Raw genomic sequence first — 17,267 nt, 5'->3', positions numbered from 1 at the left:
GTTACGTTTGTCGTGTCACCGGAAAATCCGGAAACAAATCCAACGGCCGCCCGGGGCGGGCGCCGTCAATGAAACGGGGAACCTCATGTCCAACGACCCGGGAACCGGTCCCATTGTCAGCCGCAACGGTGAGGGTGTCGCCGAACTGGCCTACCGGGTCACGATGGACGGCCGGAAAATCACCGTTCACGGTCCGGACGGCGCCCGGACCCGCACGTGCCGCCGTTGCGGTGGATACGCGCAAGCCGCCGCGCTCCGGGAAATGGGTTACCACGACGTGTTCGCGTTGTGCCCTGACGGCACCGACGACGTGTTTTGCTACGCGACCCCACTGCCGCGCTGATTGCGTCAAGCCACCCGCCCGCCTACGCGTGAAAGGAAACCGCGATGACCAGGCCCACCCCGCCCGCTACGGCATCCGTTACCGGGCCGACTACCCCGGCCGGAGCGAAAGCGACGCGGCTCCGCAACGGCGAACTTCGCGCGATGGTTGCCAAGGTGCTCGCCGACGACCCCGCAACCACCCACAGCCCGGGCAGCATCGCGCGTACCCTGAACCGCTCATCCGGCGCGGTCGGCAACGCCTGCAAAACGCTGGCGGACGCCGGGGCAGCCGAACTGGCGAGCACCGCGCCGCTGGGCTACCGCGCGACCGCGATGACGGCGGCCGCCGCTGCGCCCGTCATCACCCCCGCGCCGCCATGCACGCCGCGCGCACCCCGCCGTAAGCCGCCCGCGACGGCCCCCGCCGCGTCTTCGACACCGTCCGCGTCTTCCAGCACCGCCGGTGTCACCACGCGACCGGCGACGACGGTCACTGGCACGGTGAAACGTCCTAACGGGATGGACTACCACCCCCGGCTCCTGTCCGGGATGCCGGACGTGACCGCGCTGCAGCGGTTGCGCGACGCAGGGGTGGCCGCGCTCCTCTACGGACCGCCGGGCACCGGGAAGACGTCAGTAGTGGAAGCGGCTTTCAACGACTGCCTCACCGTCCAAGGTGATTGCGATACCGTGGTCGCCGATCTCGTGGGCGACTTCACCAAAATCCCGGGCGGCGACTTCGTGTTCGTTCACGGCCCGCTGGTCCGCGCGATGCGCGAAGGGCTGCCGCTGTTCATCGACGACGCGACGCTGATTCCGCCGACCGTGCTCGCCGTGGTCTATCCGGCGATGGACGGACGCCGCGAGATCGTCGTCAAGCCCAACGGCAGCGAAGTCGTCAAGGCTGCGCCAGGGTTCTATGTCGTCGCCGGGCACAACCCCGGCGTGCACGGGGCCATCCTCACCGACGCGCTGTCTTCCCGGTTCTCCGTGCACATCCAGGTTTCCAGCGACTACGCCCTCGCCGAACAACTGGGAGTCGACAAGAAGGCCGTGCGGGTGGCGCGCAACCTTGCGACCCGTCAGGAAAAGGGCGAGATCGGGTGGGCGCCCCAGCTGCGCGAGCTTCTGGCGTTCAAGAAGCTCGCCGACGCGTGGGACCTCGACGCCGCCGCCGGGAACCTGGTTGGCATCGCGCCGGAAGAGGATCGCGTCACCGTCGCCGCCGTGGTGCGCGACGTGTTCGGAAAGACCGTCGCCCCGCTCGCCCTCGGCGCCCGCGTCACCGCCAAACCCTGAACCCGCCCGGCGAACCGTCGCGAAAGGACTGACGCCATGAGCGCCCACTTCACCGCCGATCCGGCCGCCACCGGTGCCGCCGTGTTCCCCGCCCGTCCGGAGTGGCTGAGCCTGTCCGCCGCGTTCGCCGACGAGGTCCCCGTGATCGCCGACCGCGACGACCTCGTGGTCAGCGTTGCCCCCGGCGCGGGCGGCGGTGCCCCCGCGTGCTTCTACCCGCACCGCGCGCTGATCGAGGTCGACGGTGACCACTTGGGCGTGGATCCCGCGACCGTGGACCCCGCCAACCTGTCCGACCGTCCCCGCTACGCCTCCGCATGGGGTGCCCTGACCCACGAGTGCGGACACGCCAAACACACAGCGTGGGAACCGCCGGACGACGCTCCGCCCGCCGTGGTCGCGGCCGCGCTGTTGCTGGAAGAGCCGCGTATGGAAGCGGTGCACATCCGCCGCCGTCCGGACGACCGGCATTGGCTGCGCGCGTGCGTGAAGGGCATCGTCGCGACCGACCTGGACCTCTACGCCGACCCCGACACCGCTCCGAAGATGACCGCCGCCGACGCCGCGCGTTCCGCCGCCCTGCTGCTGGGACGGGCCGACGGCGGGGTGCTCACCCCGGCCGAGGTCCAACCCGTCGCCCGGGTCGTCGAGGACGTGCTCGGCAAGGACGTCCTCGACAAGCTGCGGGAGGTGTGGCGGCAAGCGCTGCGGACCGCCGACCACGCAGGCGAGGAGATGCTTGACCTCGGGCGGCAATGGTGCGAGATCCTCGGCACCGACCTCGACAGTCCGCACCCGACCTCGCCGCCGGCCTCGCCCGGGACCTCCGACCCGCTGGGCGGCTTGCCCGGCCCTGGAGCTCCGGCCGCCCCGTCACCGTTGGCGGACGCCATCGCCGCCGTGCTGGGCGGCGTGGCGGCGAAGGTCGCGGGGGAGAAGGCGCCCGAGGACCCTGCCGCCGTCACTGCCGCCGCGAAGGAACGCGAAGAGGCTGCTGAGAAGAAGGCGGGCGCAGTGGCACGGCGCGTGTTCGGCACCGGCGGACCCCGTAGCGGCGACACCAGGACGTCGGGCACCCGCTCGCCCACACCGGAGGAGCGCACGGCCACGCGGGTGCTCGCGCGGGCGCTGGACACCGCCGGAACCCCGGAACGAGTGGCCGTGCGCTCGACCTCGGAGGTGCCGCCGGGACGGCTGCGGATGCGCGGTGTGCGCGCGGCCGAAGCCCAGCGTGCGGCCGGGGCCGTGGTGACTGCCGAGCCGTTCACCCGCACCATCCGCACGCCGGTCACCGTGCCGCCGCTGCGCGTCGGGATCGCGTGCGACGTGTCCGGTTCAATGGACTGGGTAAGTGCTCACGTGGCGTCAGCGGCCTGGATCCTGGCAAACGCCGCCCGCCACACCCGGGTGCCCGCCGACACCGCGAGCGTGATCTTCGGCCACCACGTGCGCCCGCTGACTCACCCGGGCAAGCCGCCCGCCAAGGTCACCGAATTCTGCTCGAACGACAACTACGAGGACATCCCCCGCGCGCTCGACGCGCTCGACGGCGCCCTCGGCCTGTCCCGCCCCGGCGCGGCCCGGCTGGTGGTGATCGTGTCGGATGGCAACTTCCGCGCCGATCCCCGCCGCGACGGGCAGAAGAAGCTCGATCGGCTGCGCGCGTCCGGGTGCGCGGTGCTGTGGTTGGCCACCAGCGATTCCGACACCCCGCTCGACGGGGCGACCGTCCACGTGCTGAACGACCCCACCTCGGCCGCTCGCGCCATCGGGCATGCCGCCACCAAGGCACTCCGTGCCGCCGCCCGCCGCTAGCTCCATCTCGCGCTGACGCTCGCCGCCGCGATGTGTGGGCCTGTACGTGACCTCTGCGCCACAGGGCGTTACCAGCGTTGACAATCGAAAGGGACTGAACCGCCATGGCACCTACACGCGAAGAACGTATCGTCCGCACGGCATTCGACCTGGCATCCGAACTGGCCGGATCGTGGGGCCTCGCCGTCTGCAGGGGCAATGCTGGCTACGAACAAAGCCTGTACGGCCGTTTGGTCATGTTCGGCCCCGCGGGCGAGGCCCTCTGCGTCGAGCCGGTCAAGCGCGCCCGGCCATTGGCCTACACCATCAGGCCAGTCCTGCCTTACGACGAGGACCAGTTCTCGACCGGTTGGACGGATTGCGGCGAATATGTCGATCACCGCCTGAAGTACCCGGCGGGCTGGTTCTTCCCGGACGACCAGCGCCCACGCCCCGTTCTCATCGAGACCCGGACGCTGCCGAGGGAAGTCGCTGACCGTCTTGAAGAGGACGTACTTCCCTCGTATCGAAACTGGCTTGGTCGTATTCGCGAGCGGAACATCCGGCGACGCGAGCGGCTGGCGGAAGAACGCGACGTGACATTGAGCCTGGCGCAGGCGTTCGGCGGACCCGTGCGTGTCGTACCGGGTATGCACAACGCTACACGGTGCACGCTGGCGGATGGGCGATCGAGTATCGAACTGCGTACCTGCTCGCCCGACGTCAGGTTTTCGATCGTCGTCTCCCGTGATCACGCCGCCGAGATTGCGAATGATCTGGCCAAGCTGTTGGGGATCGTGCCGTCCTGACTGGTTTTGAAAAGGGAAAATGTTGGAACCTCAAAAGGGAGGAATCCGTGCTCATCGAAGACAACTGGAAGCCGGGCGTGTGGATCAACGGTGACCGATCTTCCAGCGCGTCCAACGACGACGCCATCGGCACGTTCGTTCACCTCGTTCACGACGATCTGCTTGCCGCGCGTGCTACCGGACGCGTTGCCGCACACGTCGAGACCACGATCAGCGCTTCCGTTATCAGTCCTCTGTGGGGAGACGAGCCTCCCGTCTGGTTGGTGCACATCCGATTCACCGGACTCGCCGACTCGCTAAGCGCTCCTGCCCGCGCCGAGGTGACGGCCGAGGCTATCGCTAGCTTGGACAGGCGCGGCCGTGAGCAGGTGCCGCTCGACATGGTCGACCGGTACGCCGGTCGGCTGTTCTTCGTTGACGGAAACGGAAATCCGCAATATGACCGCGCACACCACCTTCGCGCGACGTGATCACCGAACGCTCACTCTTACCGTCCACAAAGGAACAGACATGAATCCCGCTACAGTGTCCATGTCCACCCTTCCCGCTCATCTGATCGTCGAGCGTCTGAGCGATTGCACGGTCGACCAGCTCAGGGCTGCGGTCGTTGCTGCCTTGAGGGGACTCGACAACGTTGCGGTCGATGAGGTGTATTCCGCCACCTACGTTGACGGAACCGCTGTGAGCACGCTGAACGCGGTAGCCGCAGCCGTCGGGCTGCCCAGCATCGAGCCTGACGATCTCGACGACGAAGGCGACTTCTTCGTGTGAGAGAAGTTGGGTTCGTCGCCGACCGCGGATGGCAACGAACTCGGTCCGGTCGCTGGGATGGCGACCGGACCGAGTTTGTCCGTGGCAGCAGGTCAGTTGGCGGTAAAGCGCTTCGGTGCCTCGCACGTTTTCCTTGCCAGGCCATTGATGACGAGCTTCTCCAATGCATTGTTCACTGCGCCGCTGGACCGGACCAGTTCCGTGCCGATCTTGGCGGGTCCGAACTCTTCGCCGGGATGCGCCTTCAGGAAATTCAGCACCATGTCGTACAGCGCACCCTTTGGCAGTCGTTCCTTTTTCGGCGCGCCCACCGTTGCGGCTCCCGGCGTCGCCGGGTCGCAGGCGTCGCCGACGTCGGCCACGGGTGAAGCGTCGGGCTCCTGTGCGTCAGGTTCAGCGGTCGGAGCGTCCACGTGCGGATCTGCCGCGTCTTCGGTCGTCTCCACTTCGTCGGTGTCGTCGTTCTGTTCGTCGATCAACGCCCAGGTGACGGCGACTGACTGGTCCTTGCCTGCCGTCCGGGTCACCAGCCCTTCGGCTGCCCAGCGCGAGAGGATCTTCGTAGCGGTGGAGCGGCCGATTCCGGCCGCGCTGGCCAGTTTCGCCGCAGTCGCGCCTGGGGCTGCTGCTTCGAGGGCTCGACGAACCTTGGTTTCCGCCGTTTCGGGTTTGGCGTCGTTGGCTGTGGTGTCCAAAGCTGCGGGCATGACGGGCTCCGTTTCGGTGAAAGCGGTGGATGGTCATGCCCCGGCCGGGGCGTTCGCCCGCCGGTGCGCATCCGGTGGTTCGGGCTACATGTCTATGGACGCTCCATCAACCGTTTCGCGTCAAGCCATCGTCCAAACAAGACATATGTATCGCCCGGAAGTGGTTGTCCGACAGGGTCAACCCGGTACGGTCGGCCTGGTCGCACCGAGATAGTCGTCGCCAGGATGGCGGAACGGCTCCACCTTCACGGCTTGCCCGAAGTCCGGGGCGTCGATCATGTACCCGTTGCCGATGTACAGGCCGACGTGGTGGACGCGTCCGGCCGTGGCATAGAAAACGAGGTCGCCGGGCAGAAGCGGTGCGCCGGACGGCACGCGCGGCCCGGCCGCGTACTGCTCGCTAGAGGTCCGCGGCAACGCGATGCCGGCTGCGCCGTAGGCGGCTCGAGTCAGGCCGCTGCAGTCGAAACCGGCGTCACCGTGTACAGGTCCGTTGCCGCCCCAGACGTAGGGCAGCCCGCGTTGCCCACACGCGTAGTTGATGGCGGTGAGCGCGGCGGGCGTCGGCGCGGCGATGTTCGCGCAGTCCCCGCCGCCGGTGTGCTCGCAGGCCACTCCGGCGACAGCGGCCACGATGGCTCCGGCGACCGTCTCGTGGCGGCTGTAGGCGTCGGGTGTCCCGGACCGCTGGACAGCCTGGGCGGCGTCGTTGAGGCTCATCCGTTGCCATCCGGACACGGCTTGCAGGTGCCGGTAGAACTGCGTCGCCGCGTAGGTCGGGTTCATGATCTGCTCGGGCGTGCCCCAGCCCTGGGACGGGCGCTGCTGGAAGAGGCCGAGGCTGTCCCGGTCGCCGTGGTCGAGGTTGCGCAACGCGGACTCCTGGATGGCGACCGCGACCGCGATGACCCACCCCGGCTCGGGTACCTGCAGCTGTTTGCCGGTCGAGGTGATGATCGCGGCGTTACCGAGCTGGTCAGGTCCGTAGCCAGGCACGGTGCCCGGGGCGGTCCTGCTGGGCGTGCAAGTCGTGCTGCCGACGCCGGTGAGCGAGGTGACGACGGCTTGCGGCACCGCGCCCAGCAGCAGCGGAAGTATTGCGAGCACGACGGCGACGCCGACCGCGATCTTGGATCCCATCAGGCACTCCTCGCGCGATCAGGCCCCGGGACGCCGAGTCCGGACGGGCGTGGCCTCCGGGGGCATGGGACACGGCGGCGGTAGCCGGTAAGCCACGGCTTGGCTTGCCGGGGCGTCGAGGTCGGCTGTGGTTGGTGCGAGGGCCGGCCAGGCGTGCGCCAGCTCGCCGAGCGAGTACCGCGGGGACGCGGTCCGGTTCGAGGACCTCTCGCCGAGCGGGAGCCAGATCTCGCCGGCCGGGTTTCCTAAACTCGAAGCGGCGAGGTCGGCGGCCGCGGTGGCGACGGGGACGTCGGCGCGCTGATCGAGGTCGGCGTGGACACGGGCGAGCGCCGAACGCGCGTTGGCCTCGCGGCGGCTCGTCGGCAGCCAGAAGAGGACCGGGGTGGCGATGCCGGTGGAGTCGGCGAGCCGGGCGTAGGCGAGTAGCTTGCGGGACAGCTTGGTCAGCGACTCGCTGCCGGTGTCGTATTCGAGGAAGAACTCGAGTTCGCCCCAGCGGGCGTAGGCGTCAGGGATGACGAGGTCGCCGAAGTGGCGGGCGCAGCGGGTTTCCGACCACCAAGCTGTGATTCCGTCGCCACCCCGCGAGCGCCGGCTGTGCGCGATGAGCGAGGTGAACAAGCCACTCACGCCGACGGTGTGCGCGAGACGCTGGTTGTGCGCGATGGCCATCGCGCGGTCGTGCCGGTAGCCGAGTTCCTTCACCTCCAGGCCGTGCTCGGCGGCCAGCACGACGGCGCCGGCGGGCCCGAGGACGTAGTGCATCGGCGCGGAGCCGAGCTGGCGGAAAGGCTGGAACCGGCTGACGGCGCGCCAGAGGTACAGCTCGCGCAGACGCTGGCGGGTCGAGCGGCCCGAGGGGAAGGCGGCTTCTTGAATCTGGGCGGAGGTCAGGACGCGGTGTTCGTAGAGCAGGGCCAGCAGCCACTTGTCCCGCCGCGTGAGGCGCGCCGCGAGCGCCGCCTGGTGCTCGGTCGGGTTGGCGGCGCGGGCGGCGGTTCCGCCGGGAAGGTGCTGGCGCAGCTGATGCTGCCTGGTCGTGGTGGTGATCAACGGGCACCTCCGTGATCGGAGCCCTGCGCGCGGCGGGGATCGGTCTTGCGGCTGTGGGCCGGCGGCCTCGAGCTGCCACGGTTCGTCCGGTCGGCGGGCCGGGACCGGCTACGGCGGAGGACTGCCCGGACTTCTCGGGCCCGCCCGGGAACCGCGGGGCGCGGCGGTGTCGTCGTCATGGTGAAGGGCTCGGTTTCGGCGCCGTTGACGACCAGGCGGGCGGCGACGTGGTAGGCGCCGAGGTGGGCGAGGTCGTGTTCGGACAGCCGTGGTGCCGTGTGGCGGGCGAGCTCGCGGGCGTCCTCGGGGGAGGCGTTGAAGAAGATCTTCGACCGGGCGTTGGTCGAGATGCCTTCTTTGAGCTCGCGGGGGAGCTGGCCGAGGTGCTGGTGGGCGAGCGTCATGGCCAGCCGGAAGCCGCGGGCTTCGGCGAGCATGTCCTCGAGCGGATACGGCAGGTTCAGGAAGTTGTGGCACTCGTCGATGACGAGGGAGGCGTCGGGACGTTCGCGTTGCGGGACGCGGGCGCGGGCCGTGGTGGCCTGCCAGGTCCGGGCGACGACCAGCGAGCCGACGAGCCGGGTGGTCTCGTCGCCAAGCGAGCCTTTGGGGATCCGGACCAGGCAAATACCGCTCTCGTTGAGCACCTCGTTCAGGTCGACGGTGGAGCGGCCGCCGGCGATGGCGTCCTTGACGAACGGGCGCAGCAGGAAAGCGCGGAGCTTGTTCATCAGCGGGGAGATGACCTGGCTGCGGCTGGACTCGGTGAGCTCGTCGTACCACTCCCAGAACCCGGCCAGCACCGGGTCGGTCAGCCCGCTGGTGACCCGGGTGCGGAAGGCCGCGCTGGTCAGCAGCTTGGGCAGGTCCGCGAGCGTCGGGACGCCGTCCTGAGCGCGCAGGGTCAGGCAGGCGGCTCGCATGAGGTCGTCGGTGCGTGGGCCCCAGAACGCGGAGTAGACGCGGCGGAAGACGGAGACGAGGTTGTCGACCTCGCGGTCGATCTCGCCGCCTTCGAGTGGGTTGAGGCACGGCGGGCGCTGCCGGGAGTCGGCGTCGAAGAGCACGACGCGATCCGCGGCCTCGCGCGGGAGCCGGGAGAGGACGTCGGTGACGAGGTCGCCCTTGGGATCGATGAGGACGATGCCGCGGCCGGCGTCCGCGTCGTCGAGGATCAGGTTCCCGAGCAGCGTCGATTTCCCGGACCCGGTGGCGCCGAGCACGTGCAGGTGGTGACGGGCGTCCGGCACGCGGAGCCCGATGGGGCGGGCGTGGCCGGAATCGGCGACGCCGAGCGGTTTGACCTCGGGCCCGGGAACGGCGATGCCCGGCGGTGGCGCGACGGCCTTGGCGCCGGCGCGCTCGATGCCTGGAATCTCGGCGTCGACCGGTAGGTGGGCGAGCGCGGCCAGCTCCGGAACGGACAGCAGATCGCCGTGGTCGAGGCGTCGGGTCCCGAGCGCGAGAGCTGGGTGGCGAAGGCGGATGCGGTGGAAGTGGTTGTGCTCGGTGTAGGCGGCGAAGCTTGCGGCGAGGGCGTGTGCGCGGCCGCGGGCGGTGTCGCGGGTCCGCCGGATGTCTGCTTCGGCGAACTCGTCCGGCAGGTGAGTGGTGACGGCGTAGCGGACGACGACCTCGTACTGGGAGCCGCGCTGCTTGCCGACGATCGCGCGGTTCTGCGCGGAGTACTCCAGCGACAGCTGTGGATCTCGGCTGATTCGCCGGGCATCGCGGACACGTCCGGAGCGAGTTGCCGTGGTGCCCGGCGTGACGAGGTCGAGAAGCCGGCCAGCAAGTCGGCCGGACCCGCCGGCATGGACTCGCCGGGCTGCCCGACGGGCTCGGCGGACCCGTCGACCCGTGACCGGCCGGGCGAGGATCTGAACGCCGGCGTACTCGTCGCGGCCGAGCCCGACGGGCGCGCCGAGCAGTGCACGGATCGGGTCGGCATCGAAAGCCGTGCGGATCGGCAGGGCTTCGGACCGTGCGAGGCGCAGCTGGCCGCCGACGGTGACGGCGCGTAGTCCGGGCGTCGGCTGGGGCAGCGGCGGGTCGGCCGCGACGGTGCGGGTGTGGGCGCCGGGCCAGGCGGCTTCGATCGCCCGCTCGGCCAGGCCCGGCGGGATCACGCCCGGAACCCACAGCCGCAGGGTGACGCCGTGCTCGGAGAACCGGTATTCCCACGCGAGGTGCGGCTGGCCGGTTAACCATCGCCGCCAGCTCGGCCGCAGCAGGCCGACGAGGTTGGACCACAGCAGGATCCCGCCGGCGGGATCGACGGTGGGCGGCGCGAGCACGGTGACGCACCGCGCGTCAGCCAGCAGCGCGGCGTGGCAGCGGCCTCGCCACCAGCGTCGGCCGACGTCCAGACCCGCGATGAGGATGGCGAGCCCGGGAACGGCGATAGGGCCCCAGCTCATCGTCACCCCGATAGCTCCCGCGAGCAGCTGGTGGACCGCGTGCCACGGATCCGTCAGATAGCCGCCGACCCATCCTTGGTGCCTGATCACCAGCCGACCTCCGTGTTCGCGGGGCCGAGATCGACGACGTCCTCGAACGCCGGGTCGCCGAGGTCCTGGGCGATCTCGGCTAGTTCGGCTGGGTCGGTGGTGACTAGGACGTTCTCCGTCGGCGACGCGAGCGCCTGAAAGGCGACCCATTCGGTGCCGGAGCCGAGCAGCCCTTGACCGCGGTCGGCGGTGAGCAGGAACTGGCGCTGGCCCTCGGACAGGTTGAAGGTCGCCGCGATCTGGTCGATGGCTTGCGGGGACTGCCGCAGCAGCACGGACGTTGCCGAGTTGGCCACGATCGCGCGGCCGAGCTCGCTGCCCAGGAAGTCCTCGATGTCCTGGCTGGCGACGGTGAGTCCGGCCCAGTGCTTGCGGAACGTCTTCGCCATCCGGTGCAGGAACTTCGCGCCTTCCGGTGACTGCATCAGCAGCCACGCCTCGTCGACGACCACCAGCCGCCGACGGCGGTCGGCCGGGTTCGACACCCGTCGCCAGACCGCGTCGAGGGACAGTAGCGTGCCGACCGCTTTGAGCTCGTCGGGAAGGTCCCGCAGGGAGAACACGGCGAGGTGGCCGTCCGGTGTGGTGGTCGTCGGGCCGGCGAACAGGTCGGCGAAGGCGCCGTCGACGAACGGGTGCAGCCGGGCGGCGAGGTCCGCGCCGTCTTGGGCTGCCGCCAGGGTGTCGCGGAGGTCGCGCATCAGCGGTGCGGGCCTTGTCCAGGTGCGCGGGTTGTCGGTGATCCCGGTGTTCGCGTAGGTCGTGATGAGGGCGGTGTCGAGGACGGCGCGTTCGCCCGAGGTCAGCTCGGTGCCCAGGCAGACGGCGAGCACGGTGTGCAGAAAGAGGGCTCGGCGGTTCAGCGCGTCTTGCGGCGCGGTCCGCCTGCCGGAGGCGGTGGTGTGGATGGGCAGATCGAAGGGGTTGAGCCGGACGCCTCCGCCGCCGAGGTGGACGTAGGCGCCGCCGACCTGGTCGGCGAGGCGGGCGTATTCGTCTTCGGGGTCGATGACGAACGCCTGGATGTCGCGGTACAGGCTGCGCAAGGTCTCCAGCTTGACCAGGTAGGACTTGCCTGAGCCGGACCGCCCGAGGACAACGGAGTTGTGGTTGTCGCACGAGAACCGGTCCCAGTGCACCAGGCCTTGGGAGCCGACGTTGTAGCCGTAGAGCACGCCGCTGGGCGAGGTCGACGTCGGATCTACCGCGGGCAGGTCCGGTGATGTGAAAGGAAATGCCGCGGACGCGGCGGAAGTGTCGAACGTCCTTTTCAGACCTAGGGAGTCCAGCCCGAGCGGAAGCGTGGTGACCCAGCCCTGCAACGATCGGTACGTGGCGGGCTTGGCGTCCAGCAGCAGGGACGCGCACAGCGACCGCAGCGCCGACACCTCCTCGGCGAGCGCCTGCTCGTCGGCGGCGTGGATGGTCAGGTAGAGGCCGAACTTGAACAGCCGGCCCTCGCCGCGGGCGATCCGGCGGGACAGGTCGGCGGCGTCGTCGGCCGCGGCGTCGAGGTCCGGGTCGTCGAGCTGGTCGTGCCGGGCGTGGTGGCGGCGGGAGGACTCCAGCCGTGCCCGCTGCTTCTTCAGGCCGCTGGCCGCGGTGACCGGGTCGACCGGCTGGACGTGGACGGAGACGTCGAGCCGTGCGGGGTAGGTCAGCAGCGGGGCGAGCCAGCCGGGGTAGACCTCTTGCGGGTAGCCGGTAACGCCGAACGAGGCGACCCATTCGTTGCCGACCTCGAGATGCCGTGCGCCGATCGACAGCGAGTCTGGCGTGAACGTCGCGGCCGCCGAGCCGGAGTGCTGAGCGCGGGACATCCCGCTCACCTGCCTTCGAAGTCGTCGTAGAAGTCGGCGGCCGGCGCGGCGGTCACGACGTCGCCAGCACCGGCCAGCGCGGCCGAGGGCGGGAGGAAGGTGTCGGGGTTGCAGGCCGCAGCGAGCACTCCGGTCGCCGTTGCGGCGTCCAGGGCGGTGACGACGATCCCGGCCGAGATGAGCAGCTCGACTGCTTCGTTGAGGCGCCGGGCGAGCCGCTGCTCGCCGGCTTGCCGCGCTGCCCGATCGACTGCGGGGGCAGCGGGACGGCGTCGCAGTCGGTCCAGGGCCGAGCTGACGCTGTCGACGACTGCGGGACGCGTTGGTTCGCGTAACACGAGCAGCACCTGGCGGCGCAGCAGGTCGGCGTGCTGGCCGAGCTGGGCGAGATAGTCCGCGTGATCGAGCGCGGCGGCTTCGAGGGCGGGGTGGGGGAGCCCGCCGGCGCGGTCGCGCAGCTCGGCGATCTGCGGGGCGAGGTCGAGCCGCTCGGCGCGGACCAGGAACTGCACCGGCGCGGTTAGCGAATGCAAATAGCGCGCGAACGAGCTGACCAGCGCCTCCTGCTCGGCGGGCGTGCGCAGCGAGAAGTTGACCGTCGAGCACGCGGCGATCACCGCGAGACCGTCATCCCCGAGATCGACGACCCCTGCGCTCGTCCCGTCGTCCACGCCGCGCGCGGGCAGCTCCAGCGGCGTCGGCGCCACGTCGTCCCGCGCGCCGTCGGCGGCGAGCCACGCCGGGACCGGCCCGACGCCCTCCGGGGCGGAGACCTGACGGCGCGGGACGCAGCGCTGGCGGATCGCCGCCAGCAGCAGCCGGTCGAGCGGAACGCCGTCGCGGCGCCCGAGCGCGACCACCGTGACCGCGAGCCCGACCGGGACCGCGACGAGCAAGAACAGTGGCAGCGGTAGGAAGCTGCGGGTGGCGCCGTGGAGGGCGTAGAGCAGCAGGCCGGTGACGCCGAGGATCGTCAGCTGCCGCGCGGTGAGCGGGCCGAGCACGCGGTCGGGGCGGTCGACGTCGGCGGGAATGCGCACGGGACGGGACATGACCTCGCTCCTCACTTCTTGGGCCGGCGTGGCGGCAGATCCAGCGGCAGCGGAAGCTGCTTGCCAGCTGGCTTCCGCACCGGAGCGGGCGCCGCTGGAGATTCGGGTTTCGGCTGGCGGTGGACGCCGAGCGGGAGCGGGTACTGCCCGGACGCGAGCGGCCGGTTCCCGCTGAACGCGTCGGGCGCAGGACGGCGGTGAGCGCGGGCCGCGCGGTTGATCTGCCCTGAGGGTGTGATCAGGCCTGGTCCGGTATGCGGTGTGCGGTGGGTGCGGGCGGGGTCGGCGAGTTCGTCGGCGAGGCTGTGCCGCGCGGGCCGCGGAGTCTGCGGTGGCAGGTGGATCGGCAGCATGCCCGCGCTCGGCGCGATCAGCGCGTTCGGCAGCTTCGCCGGCGGACGTGCGTTGCGGCTGACCCGTCCGTCCGGCGTCAGTAGACCCGGCTGCCGCCGCGGAGCGGTCGGAGGCGGCGCGGCGAGGTCGTCGGCCAGCGTGCGGCGCGGAGTTCGGTCGGGATCGCGTCGCACGGTCATCGGCAACCCGAGCTGGTCCGCCGGCAGCGCGTTCGGCGGGTCCTTCAACGGCAGCGCGCGCGGATTCGCCCGAACCTGCGAGTCACCGGCGCGCGTCGTGAACAACGACAGCTGACCGGGGCCGGGTGTTCCGTCGAACGCGCCGGCGCGGGAGAGCTCGTCCCACCCGCGGCGTGGATTTCGGGCCGCGCTGGTGGAGCGGCGCAGTTTCATCGGCAGCATGAACTGCCCGGACCGCGTCGCCGGCGGATCCGGGAGTGAGCGAGGCCCACCGGTGCGAGGTCGTGAAGCACCGCGGCTGGCTGAAGCGCCGGCCAGCAGCCCCATCGTCTTGTAGGCGATGACGCCGCGCGCGATTCGCCCGAGCATCGAGGGCCGCCCGGAACGCAGCGGCGCGAGGAACCAGAACGGGATCTTGATCAGCACGTACATCAGCGCGATACACAACAGCAGGTTCACCAACGCCGAGATCGTCGGCCCGAAAAGCGTGAACCCGCCCGGCGCGAAGAACACTTTCACCGTGACCACGAGAGTGAGTGACTGTCCGACTTGGATGGCCAGCACGCCGCCGCAGCCTTTCCACCAGAGGAAGGCGATGCCTTCGGTGTGGGGGAGCGCGTGGAACATCAGCGCGATCGGCGCGGCCGCGATCAACAGGATCGTCACCATGACCCGGACGACGAATACGACGAGCAGGACCAGGAGCATCGCGACCAGGCCGAGCCCGAGGATGCCGAAGAAGATCCCGCCGCCGTGCAGCGAGCTCTGCATCATCGTGATCAAGCTGCGGGTCATCGCAGCCGGGTCGGTGCCCTCGCCGACCACCGCGGCCGAGAGCGCGTTGGCGACCTGGATGCCCTTCGTCACCAGGAACAGCGAGAGCGTCCCGGCGAGAAAACCGGTGACGAGGCGGGGCGCGAGTTCTTTGACCGTGTAGCGGGCCTGCAGGGTCTGGTAGCTCATGATGATCAGCCCGGCCAGCAGCACGAGGATCACGTAGGCGGTGAGCAGGATGTGCCACGACCCGGTCCACACCGCGCCGAGGCCAGGCAGCTGATCCGGCTCCGGGGTGGTCAGCAGCGTTTTGCCCAGCAGTTCGAGCAGAGGGTTCAGGCCGGTGGCGACGATCGTGGCGAACATCGCGCTCGCGGCGACGACCATGCAGCCGGTGACGTTGGTCAGCCCGCACTCGGCGGCGTCGCCGACGCCGTTCGGTACTGGAAACGGCGGCGGCGTGCTCGGGACGAGCGTGGAGGGCTGCGGGATGCAGTTCGGTCCCTGACACGGCGAATCGTTACTGTCCGGTGACGTGCATTGGGGGGCTAGGGAGCCGGGAAAGCACGAGGGCGGCGCCGGAAGCGTGGTGATCGGCGGCAACGGAGTCGCCGGAATCGACGGCACCGAACTCGCACTCGGAAGGTGACAGGCCGGTTCGGCGGAACCGGGCGCGCACTCCGGATTGGGTGGTAGCGGCAGCGGCGGTTGCGCAGGATCGAGCTGGGCCGCGGCCTCCTGCGGGCCTGCCGTAGCCGAGCCAACCGTGATCGCGCTGAGCACGGTCGCCAGCAGCACCGTCAGGACGACGAGCCAGAAGACGCGTCGGTCGCGGCGGGTGCGCCGGGGCGCGTCTGCCGGGGATGTTGCGCGGGCGGGCATCGTCTACACCCCGCCGACGATGGTCTTGAGGATTTCGACGACGAGCGGTGCGAGCGCGGCGAGGCCGAACCCGATGCCGGACGCTTTGAACGCGCCTTTCGCCTTCTCGATCTCGCCCGGGTCGTTGGCGCCCATCAGGTAGCGGAGCCCGCCGATGGTCAGGAACACGAGGGCGACGCCGGCGAGGATGCCCATGATCCACGTACGGATGTTCGACAGGACCTGGTCGACCGACTGCGCGAGCGCGACGTACTGCACCGTCTCGGCCTGCGCGGCGGACCCGCCGAGCAGCAGCGCCGCGGCGACCAGCGTGCAGCCGAGCAGAACGACCGAGCGACGGCGCGATCGCACCGAAGACATCGGAGCATCTGGCACAAGAACGGCGCGCCGGCAGCTCGTTGCACGGGCCGGAGCCGATGCGTTCGGGTGGACGTTGCGACGGTTCGGTGGCCGGCGGACAGGCTTGTGGTGACCGCGGCGGTGCGAGATCAGTCGCATGAGGACGCCTCCTGAACGGCGCCCGGTTCCGAAGTGGACCGGGATGGGCGAGGGCGCGCGGGCAGTCGCGCCCCGCGATCACCAACTCCGGATTTCGGCGGGCGGGGAGACACCGGACGCCGCGTCTTCTCGGGCTCACGCGCGACGCTGCGCCGCGTCTTCCGGCGCGGTTCCAGCTCGCCGTCGCGGAGGGCGCTCAGGTAATTGGCCAGCCTGCGCTCGGCGCGGTGCCGGGCCTGTTGGGCCGCCTTGTACGTCTGGCCGCGTGCCTGCGCGGCGTCAGCCAGTGACAGCTCGCCGAACCTCGTGTCACCGATCAACGCAGCGTCCGCGACGGTCAGGACACCGGCCTCGACGGCGGCGAGCAGAACAAAATCCGGATGTCCGCCGCGCTGCTCCGGCCCAGGCGCGCGTGCGCCGAGGTCGGCGACCGGGGAAGCAGCATCGAGCGCTTCACGCAGAGCGCGGTGGCCGGCGCGGTAGGCGGCCCAGCGCAGCCGCACGAGGATCGCCGGCCGGGTGAGGGCGACGTCGGTGAGGGCCTCGAGGAACCCGGTAAGCACTGCGGCGTGGATGTCGTGGACGTCGCCGCGGAACCTGTTGGTCAGCTTCGCCGCGACCGGCAGCAGCACCGGCAGTGCCAGCCCGACGCACGCGACGGTCCACGCGCCGCCCTCGGCACGCGACCGTGTCACGAGTGCCGTCCACACCGCGTCCCGCGTCTGCTGTGGACATCCTTTCGCGACGGTCAGCTTGCCGACCTCGTCCAGCGGCACCAGCCGCGGCGGCAATCCGCGGACCTGGCGGCCGTCGAGGGCGACCGGGTGCGGTCCGGTGACCAGCCAGGCGAACGCGGTGCGAGCGGTATCGAACACGCCCGGCTCGCCACGCGGACGCGCTGGCGGCGGTGTGTATGCGGGATGTTCCGGTGACGAGGGCTGATCCATGGCGGCACTCCTGAACGAGCGGAAGGTGACGTCGCCAGGAAGCCCGTCAGGGCGCCTCAAAACCGCTTCAAGTCCAGGTCAGAGGCGTGTCAAGACCGCTTCAAAGGCATGTCACCCCTGCCCACCCGCCCGCGAAATCGCCCGTCCTGATCCGGCGGTGGACCTGCTCGGACGTGCACCGCGAGTGGCATCCGCCGGCGCGCAGAAAGCTCGTATCCGGCGTGACGGTGTCTCTTGCCGACCTCGTTCGCGGAGTTAGGGCGTGTCCTGTAAGCGGTTGAGCTGGACCTCTGGTAGTTGTGCCCGGTGGTTGGTCGCGGTGAGTTGACGGAGAAGGCGTGGGCGGTGATC

At 70.3% G+C, this 17,267-nt stretch carries 15 protein-coding genes; 6 read left to right on the top strand and 9 right to left on the bottom strand.

All coding sequences use genetic code 11. The annotated features are described in order from the left end of the window. The first annotated feature begins 85 nt into the window (after positions 1 to 85). The 6 genes from ACWEN0_RS37765 to ACWEN0_RS37740 all read left to right on the top strand — a co-directional run bounded on the left by ACWEN0_RS37765 (position 86) and on the right by ACWEN0_RS37740 (position 4,997). Positions 86 to 343, top strand: a complete 258-nt coding sequence (locus ACWEN0_RS37765) for a hypothetical protein (RefSeq protein ID WP_451984613.1) — start codon at positions 86 to 88, stop codon at positions 341 to 343. Between the two features lie 44 nt (positions 344 to 387). Beyond that, positions 388 to 1,623 carry an AAA family ATPase gene (locus tag ACWEN0_RS37760; protein ID WP_451984611.1) on the top strand — a complete coding sequence of 412 codons (1,236 nt, stop codon included), beginning with the start codon at positions 388 to 390 and terminating at the stop codon, positions 1,621 to 1,623. 36 nt (positions 1,624 to 1,659) lie between these two features. Then, positions 1,660 to 3,438, top strand: a complete 1,779-nt coding sequence (locus ACWEN0_RS37755; protein ID WP_451984609.1) for a vWA domain-containing protein — start codon at positions 1,660 to 1,662, stop codon at positions 3,436 to 3,438. Between the two features lie 104 nt (positions 3,439 to 3,542). After that, positions 3,543 to 4,226, top strand: coding sequence for a hypothetical protein (locus ACWEN0_RS37750; protein WP_451984607.1), 684 nt, complete (start codon positions 3,543 to 3,545; stop codon positions 4,224 to 4,226). A 47-nt stretch (positions 4,227 to 4,273) separates the two neighbouring features. Beyond that, positions 4,274 to 4,696 (top strand): hypothetical protein, encoded by a 423-nt coding sequence (locus ACWEN0_RS37745; protein ID WP_451984605.1) that lies wholly within the window; start codon positions 4,274 to 4,276, stop codon positions 4,694 to 4,696. Positions 4,697 to 4,757: 61 nt separating this feature from the next. Then, positions 4,758 to 4,997: a hypothetical protein gene (locus ACWEN0_RS37740; protein WP_451984603.1), complete on the top strand. Its 240-nt coding sequence runs from the start codon at positions 4,758 to 4,760 to the stop codon at positions 4,995 to 4,997. 92 nt (positions 4,998 to 5,089) lie between these two features. Here ACWEN0_RS37740 and ACWEN0_RS37735 read toward each other — a convergent pair whose 3' ends face one another. The 9 genes from ACWEN0_RS37735 to ACWEN0_RS37695 form a co-directional block, all read right to left on the bottom strand. Then, the gene (locus tag ACWEN0_RS37735) at positions 5,090 to 5,704 is read right to left on the bottom strand and encodes a hypothetical protein (RefSeq protein ID WP_451984601.1); all 615 of its coding nucleotides are present in this window, start codon (positions 5,702 to 5,704) and stop codon (positions 5,090 to 5,092) included. A gap of 177 nt (positions 5,705 to 5,881) precedes the next feature. After that, positions 5,882 to 6,844, bottom strand: a complete 963-nt coding sequence (locus tag ACWEN0_RS37730; protein ID WP_451984599.1) for a C40 family peptidase — start codon at positions 6,842 to 6,844, stop codon at positions 5,882 to 5,884. A gap of 18 nt (positions 6,845 to 6,862) precedes the next feature. After that, positions 6,863 to 7,900 carry a replication-relaxation family protein gene (locus ACWEN0_RS37725; RefSeq protein WP_451984597.1) on the bottom strand — a complete coding sequence of 346 codons (1,038 nt, stop codon included), beginning with the start codon at positions 7,898 to 7,900 and terminating at the stop codon, positions 6,863 to 6,865. Then, the gene (locus tag ACWEN0_RS37720; RefSeq protein WP_451985003.1) at positions 7,897 to 10,413 is read right to left on the bottom strand and encodes a type IV secretory system conjugative DNA transfer family protein; all 2,517 of its coding nucleotides are present in this window, start codon (positions 10,411 to 10,413) and stop codon (positions 7,897 to 7,899) included. Before ACWEN0_RS37720 ends, ACWEN0_RS37725 begins: the two co-directional genes overlap by 4 nt. Further along, the gene (locus ACWEN0_RS37715; protein WP_451984595.1) at positions 10,407 to 12,230 is read right to left on the bottom strand and encodes a VirB4 family type IV secretion system protein; all 1,824 of its coding nucleotides are present in this window, start codon (positions 12,228 to 12,230) and stop codon (positions 10,407 to 10,409) included. The genes ACWEN0_RS37720 and ACWEN0_RS37715 overlap by 7 nt, the downstream gene beginning before the upstream one ends. Positions 12,231 to 12,235: 5 nt before the next feature. Further along, positions 12,236 to 13,282 carry a PrgI family protein gene (locus ACWEN0_RS37710; protein WP_451984593.1) on the bottom strand — a complete coding sequence of 349 codons (1,047 nt, stop codon included), beginning with the start codon at positions 13,280 to 13,282 and terminating at the stop codon, positions 12,236 to 12,238. An 11-nt stretch (positions 13,283 to 13,293) separates the two neighbouring features. Continuing rightward, positions 13,294 to 15,471 (bottom strand): hypothetical protein, encoded by a 2,178-nt coding sequence (locus ACWEN0_RS37705; protein WP_451984591.1) that lies wholly within the window; start codon positions 15,469 to 15,471, stop codon positions 13,294 to 13,296. A 3-nt stretch (positions 15,472 to 15,474) separates the two neighbouring features. Further along, a complete protein-coding gene (locus ACWEN0_RS37700; protein WP_451984589.1) occupies positions 15,475 to 15,831 on the bottom strand; it encodes a pilin in 357 nt (118 codons plus the stop codon). Positions 15,832 to 15,959: 128 nt separating this feature from the next. After that, the gene (locus ACWEN0_RS37695) at positions 15,960 to 16,844 is read right to left on the bottom strand and encodes a sigma-70 family RNA polymerase sigma factor (RefSeq protein ID WP_451984587.1); all 885 of its coding nucleotides are present in this window, start codon (positions 16,842 to 16,844) and stop codon (positions 15,960 to 15,962) included. Positions 16,845 to 17,267 lie beyond the last annotated feature (423 nt).

The organism is Amycolatopsis sp. NPDC004378 (assembly GCF_053602455.1).
Note: the sequence above shows the minus strand (reverse complement) of the source record. Positions and strands in the feature narration are given on the sequence as shown.